The 5851-nt window shown below is 69.1% G+C and carries 5 protein-coding genes; 2 read left to right on the top strand and 3 right to left on the bottom strand.

Annotated elements, in window-relative coordinates; all coding sequences use genetic code 11:
• The coding region (locus AC1DZ6_RS17130; protein WP_477098351.1) for a peroxidase family protein at positions 1–623 on the bottom strand (623 nt) is incomplete at its 3' end.
• Positions 624–727: 104 nt separating this feature from the next.
• Between AC1DZ6_RS17130 and AC1DZ6_RS17135 the strand changes: the two genes are divergently transcribed.
• A complete protein-coding gene (locus AC1DZ6_RS17135; RefSeq protein WP_477098352.1) occupies positions 728–1633 on the top strand; it encodes a LysR substrate-binding domain-containing protein in 906 nt (301 codons plus the stop codon).
• Between the two features lie 614 nt (positions 1634–2247).
• On the opposite strand, the gene AC1DZ6_RS17140 is transcribed toward AC1DZ6_RS17135, so the two are convergent.
• Complete coding sequence (locus tag AC1DZ6_RS17140; RefSeq protein ID WP_477098353.1) at positions 2248–3024, bottom strand: NUDIX hydrolase; 777 nt, start codon at positions 3022–3024, stop codon at positions 2248–2250.
• 65 nt (positions 3025–3089) lie between these two features.
• A complete protein-coding gene (spbR, locus tag AC1DZ6_RS17145; RefSeq protein ID WP_477098354.1) occupies positions 3090–4226 on the bottom strand; it encodes a SpbR family protein in 1137 nt (378 codons plus the stop codon).
• A 159-nt stretch (positions 4227–4385) separates the two neighbouring features.
• Between spbR and AC1DZ6_RS17150 the strand changes: the two genes are divergently transcribed.
• Positions 4386–5851 (top strand): sensor histidine kinase (locus AC1DZ6_RS17150; protein ID WP_477098355.1); only part of this gene is annotated, 1466 nt, incomplete at its 3' end.

Consider the following 5851-nt stretch of genomic DNA (forward strand, 5'->3'; position numbering starts at 1 on the left):
CCCCAGAACAGCTCCTCCGGCTCCCAGGTGTCGGCCCGGCCGCCGCCGAAGCCGAAGGTCTTGAAGCCCATGGACTCGAGAGCGACGTTGCCGGCGAGCACATAGAGATCGGCCCACGACAGCTTGCGGCCGTACTTCTGCTTGACCGGCCAGAGCAGGCGGCGCGCCTTGTCGAGGTTGGCGTTGTCCGGCCAACTGTTGAGCGGGGCGAAACGCTGCTGCCCGCCCCCGGCGCCGCCGCGACCGTCGGTGATGCGGTAAGTGCCCGCGCTGTGCCAGGCCAGGCGGATCATCAGGCCGCCGTAGTGGCCGAAGTCGGCGGGCCACCAGTCCTGGGAATCGGTCATCAAGGCGTGCAGGTCGGCGATCACCGCATCGAGAGGAAGGGTCTTGAACGCCTCGGCGTAGTCGAACGCCTGGCCCAGGGGATTGGACCGGGGCGAATGTTGGTTGAGGCCTTCGAGGCGCAGATTCTGCGGCCACCAGTCACGATTGGCCGACCGAGGGCCGTGTCCCATCGGGCACTGGCCCTGAGTGCTGTCTTCGACCTTCGCATCCATCGTCATGTTCCTCCGCCTTTGCGTCGCAGATTGCCGACCCTGAAGGCCGGTGCTGGTGTCCATCTCGACTGCGGAAACGATTGTGCGCTCAACTTTTCGATAAAGAGAAGCTTCAAGATCTAATGAACATGATAGGCTAAGCCTATGACTCTTCGACAGCGAACCGCATGAACCTGAGAGACCTTCGCTACCTGCTGGCCGTGGCCGAGCACGAGCATTTCGGGCGCGCCGCCCGGGCCTGCGGCGTCAGCCAACCGACGCTGTCGGTGCAGATCCGCAAGCTGGAAGACCTGATGGGCGTGGCGCTGTTCGAGCGTAGCAGCAAGACGGCCGCCCCGACCGCCGCCTGCCTGCAACTGATCGGCCATGCCCGCGGCGCGGTGACCGCGGCCGAAGCCATGCTGGCCACCGCCCGCAATCTGCGAAACCCGCTTTCCGGGCGCTTCCGCCTGGGCATCATTCCGACCTTGGCCCCCTACCTGCTGCCGCTGGTCTTCGCGCCGCTGCGCGAGGCCCTGCCCATGCTGGAACTGGAGCCGTGGGAGGACCAGACCTCGGCCCTCCTGGAGCGGCTGCGCGCTCATGAACTGGACGCCGCCCTTCTGGCGACCGCGGTGGACGGGCCGGATCTGGTCAGCCTGCCTCTGTTCGACGAGCCCTTCCTGGCCGCCCTTCCGCCCGAGCATCCCCTGGCTGCGCAGGCGGTGATCCGGGAAACGGATCTGGCGCGCGACATCCTGGTCCTGGCCGACGGCCACTGCCTGCGCGATCAGACCGTCGAGGCCTGCGGCGGCGACGCGGCCCTGGGCGGACCTTTGCGGGCGTCCAGCCTGCCAACCCTGCTGAACATGGTGGCGGCGGGCTACGGCACGACCCTGATCCCCGGCCTGGCGGCCGGCGCGGCGCAGGACGCGGGCATCGTGCTGCGCCCCCTGGCGACGCGGGCCGGACGGACCATCCGCATCGCCTGGCGCGCACACTTCCCGGGCCGCCCGGCGGTGGAGGCGGTGGGCGAGGTCATCGCGGGCCGCCTGCGGGCTTTTGCGGAGGGCGCGGCGGCGGGGATGGTTTAGGGCGGCTTTCGAGCCTTAGCGGAAGTTCGGAAGTCCATAGCCTAGCGCGCAGGGTTCGGCGAATATCGATCGCGGAAGGATAGTCGCCGGTTGCTATTCTATGGCAGCCACCAAGGGGCGTTGGGCGGCTGCTGGATGATCTTAGCTGCCTGACGTGCTCGCAAGCCTAGAGCCAGCATGGCCAATATCAAGAACAGTCCTAGCGATGCAGGAACGCGATTGTCCGAAAATCGGCTGCCTGGAGTCCATGCCTGGATCAGTATGGGAACAACCGCCAGCAACAACACACTAGGCGCAAGAATGATCGTTCGGATACCGGAGCGACTAACTTCCCCTTGATAAAGGCCGAGCCCTGGGAGCCCAAAGACGACCAAACTCAAGAGCCATATTTGATGGAATACTAGAATACCAGTCGCGACGGCGACTATCGTTAGAGCAATCAACATTCCGCCGATCCACTTCAACACGAATCTAGCCTGCTCCGCGTCTAGGATCTTTCCAAGTAAGACCAACCGCATGACGCGTCTCGCGTAACTAAAACCGCCCCACCGTACCGCGCCTAAAGTCTGCCATCCACCCCGAGCGGACATTCCGGACGGCCGCTCGCCGCTCGCCTAGAGCGCCGTCAGCGGTTCCGCCACCGCCCCATAACCCGCGTCAGGTTGGATCCGCAGCGACGGTCCATCGACCCAGGGCTCGACCGTAACCAGCGGCCGGGCCCGGGCCGCTTCGATGGCAGCCGTGGCGTCAACGCTCTCCGCCAGCAGCTGCAGGTTCATCCGCGTGGGGAAGATCACCTTGCGCTGGCCCGACGCCGCCAGGTCCAGGGCCTCGCCCGGCGCGATCCATTCGGCGTCGACCGCCTCGTGGCCGTCGCAGATGGCCAGCTGCGCCAAGGGCGCGTGGGCGACGTAGAACCAGGTGTCGAAGCGCTTGGCCATCAGCGGCGGGGTGATCCAACGGGCGAAGATGGTCAGGGCCGCCAGGTCCAGCTTCAGGCCCAGGTCACGAACCACGTCCAGGAAGGGCACGCGGTCCTCGGCCACCGCCGCCCGCACGTCGATGGCGGCCTCGCCCACATAGATCTCGCCGGCCGCGTCGCGGGCCAGCAGCACGCCGGCCTCCTCATAGGCCTCGCGGATGGCGGCGATACGCAGCGGCGCGCCGTCGGCCTCGACGCTCTCCCAGCCCGTGGCGTGGTCGGTCCAGGCCGGATCGTGGTCGCCGGCGTGGCTCTTGCCGCCCGGAAAGACCAGGGCGCCGGCCGCGAAGTCGATCTGGTGGTGCCGCTTGACCATCAGCACCTCGAAGGCGGGCCCGGGGGCTGGCAAGTCACGCAGCAGCAGGATCGTGGCGGCGGGGCGGATCGGGTCTTCGGCGCGCTCTGACATCGCACGAGGTTGGCACCGAAGCGGCGCGGCGCCCAGTGATTTCGAACGGGTGTTTGGCTCGCGCCCTACCCCGCCGCGACCGCCCTGCCGCGTTCGGCCAGCTGATCGGCGCGGTCCAGCAGATAGTCGGCGTCGTCGCGCGATACCGACGGCGCGGCGGTCAGGAAGCGCTGGATCATGTGCTCCTGGAACCGTTCGCGGTCGCCGGGACGGCCGTCGTAGTCCAGGGCGTGGAAGGCGTCGACGCCCGCCCGGAACGCGGGCTGCAGGCGCGGCGGCAGGCCCGCACGCTCGCAGATCGCCTTCAGCCCCAAGGCGCCGGCGTCGTGGATCATCAGCCAGGTGCGGTGATGCGGCACGCCGGCCAGCTCGGCCACGGCCCATTCGAAGAAGGTCATGTGACCATGGGCCAGGGCCCGCAGCAGCAGGGACGGCGACAGACGGTCAACGCTGTGGAGGTGGGCGGCGAAGGCCTTGGCGTCGGTGGAGCGTCCGGCCTGATCGACCAGGTCGATCGTCGCCCGCTCCTTGGTGTCTAGGATCAGTTCCAGGGTGCGCTCGGCCGACAGCGGATGGTTGGCCAGGATGTGGTCGCGCAGCTGGTCGCCGACCATGTCGATCAGGCGCTCGGTCACCGACAGCGGCAGGGCCGAGCGATAGGCGACCGCGGTCAGCACCTTTTCCGACTTGGCGAAGCGCTCCAGCGTCCGCTGCAGGGCGCCTTCGGATATCCGGGCGTTGTCGTTGGCGCACACGGCGGCGACCACGTCCTCGCCGCCCTGCTCGACCAGCAGGGCCGAAACCTTGCGCGACAGCCTGGGACGTTTGGCCACGGCCATCTGGCGCACCGGACCGCCCAGGCGGACGATCTCGGCCAGGTCGTCGTCACTGAACACCGGCGAGAAGCTGATGATCGGCAGCGAGATGCTCTCGACGTCGCGGGCCAGGCGGTTGGCGACATCGATGGGCAGGCTGGGCGAATTGCGCAGGGTCACGGCCATGGCGCGGCGGACCAGTTCGGCGGCGTCGGCGGCCATCACCCGCAGGATCTCGCCGGCCAGCACGCGCTGCTCGTCGTCCAGTTCGGCGCGGTCGATCGTCCGGCACAGCTTGTGGGCGGCCAGGGCGCGCTCGTCGGGCGTCGCGCCCTTCACCAGCATGCGGATGTCGTGTTCGGTCAGGGCGGCGCGGGTGGTGGCCATCGATCTCCCCCAGTCCCCACGGACGGCGAGGAATCGGATCATCCTCGGTTATGCTTAACGATTGTTTGCCCTCAAAGGTGTGTGGATTAACGATAAGCCGTAACTCGGCGCAAACCGTGATCCCCTAGGGTCTGGGCTCACCAGCCGAGGAATCAGTCCTTGTTCGCCGAGCGCCGACAAACCACCCCCGCGGACGGCGGCGCCGACGCCCGTTTGGCGCTCGACGCCCAGACCGCGCTGCTGCCCTATGCGCTGGCTGTTTTCGCCGTCAGCCTGCCGATCTATGTCTGGGCCTGCTCCTACGCCGAGAACGCCGCCTGGATGGCGATCAGCTTCGCGGTGTTCGCGATCAACTGGGGCGCCTTCTACGGCGTGGTCGCCTGGCTGCGCACCCCGGCGGCGCAGGATCTGCCCCGCCGCACGCGGGTGCACGTGATGTCCGGCCTGCTGTGGGCGCTCGCGGTCTGCCAGATGGCCGTCTTCGCCGACGGGGCCGGTCCCGTGCGCGAGACCCTGCTTCAGCTGTCGGCCGGCGCGGCCGTGGTCTGCATCTTCTTCGCCGCCCCCTGCCTGGTGGCCCTGCTGCTCACCGCCCCGATCGCCTCGGCCGGGCCGCTGTACCTGCTGTTCTCGCACCCGCAGAGCGAGCGGTCCGGCGCCATGGCCTTCGGCGGCGTCGCCCTGGCCATGGCCCTGTCGCTGGTGCTCAACCGCATGCTGCGCCGCCAGCACGCCCTGGCCCTGTCCCACGAGGCCTTGCTGGAGGAGCGGCTGCACGTGCTGGAGTCGGCCGAGCGCGCCGCCCGGTCCAAGTCCGACATCGTCGCCACCCTCAGCCACGAGATCCGCAACGGCCTGACCGGCGTGACCCACGTCCTGGCCGCCGCCGCCGGCAAGGGCGGCCGCGCCGCGCCGTCTCGAGAGCAGTTGAACGCCGCCCTCGACGCCGCCCAGGACCTGGTCGCCGTGCTCAACGCGACCCTGGACTCCGAGACCGCCGAGTCCGGCCGCCTGGCCGTCGAGAGCGTGGCCTTCGAGCCCGTGCGCCTGATCCGCGACCTGGTGCTGCTGGACCGCCCGCACGCCGTGGCCAAGGGCCTGGAGCTGGTCGTCCACGTCGAGCCCGACCTGGAGCACCGCCAGCTGGGCGCCGCGATCGGCGACGCCCTGCGGACCCGCCAGATCATCGCCAACATCGTCGGCAACGCCGTCAAATACACCGTGCGCGGCCGGATCGAGGTTCGGGTCGAGCGGCGCGACAACCTGATCGCCATCGAGGTGGCCGACACCGGCCCCGGCCTGTCGCGCGACGAGATGGAGCAGGCCTTCCAGGCGTTCCAGCGCGTCGAGCGCACCGGCGCCGGCGTCAACGGCGCGGGCCTGGGCCTGTCGCTGTCGCGCCAGCTGGCCAAGCTGATGGGCGGCGCGCTGGAGGCCACCAGCGCCGTCGGCGTCGGCAGCTGCTTCACCCTGACCCTGCCCTTCGACGAGAACGCCATCCGCGAGATCGAGCCGGCCAGCGAGACGCCGCAGCCGGTCGAGGCCGCCGGCGCCCCGCCGCGCAACCTGCGGATCCTGATCGCCGAGGACGACGCGCTCAACGCCGCCATGCTGCGCGCCATCCT

It is taken from the genome of Caulobacter sp. P1_B12_2 (genome assembly GCF_056406675.1).

What these genes read in the sequence shown, in the direction of transcription:
- AC1DZ6_RS17135 (WP_477098352.1), top strand. Translation starts at nt 728, where the DNA reads ATGAACCTGAGAGACCTTCGCTACCTGCTGGCCGTGGCCGAGCACGAG.
- spbR (WP_477098354.1), bottom strand. Translation starts at nt 4,226, where the DNA reads ATGGCCACCACCCGCGCCGCCCTGACCGAACACGACATCCGCATGCTG.
- AC1DZ6_RS17140 (WP_477098353.1), bottom strand. Translation starts at nt 3,024, where the DNA reads ATGTCAGAGCGCGCCGAAGACCCGATCCGCCCCGCCGCCACGATCCTG.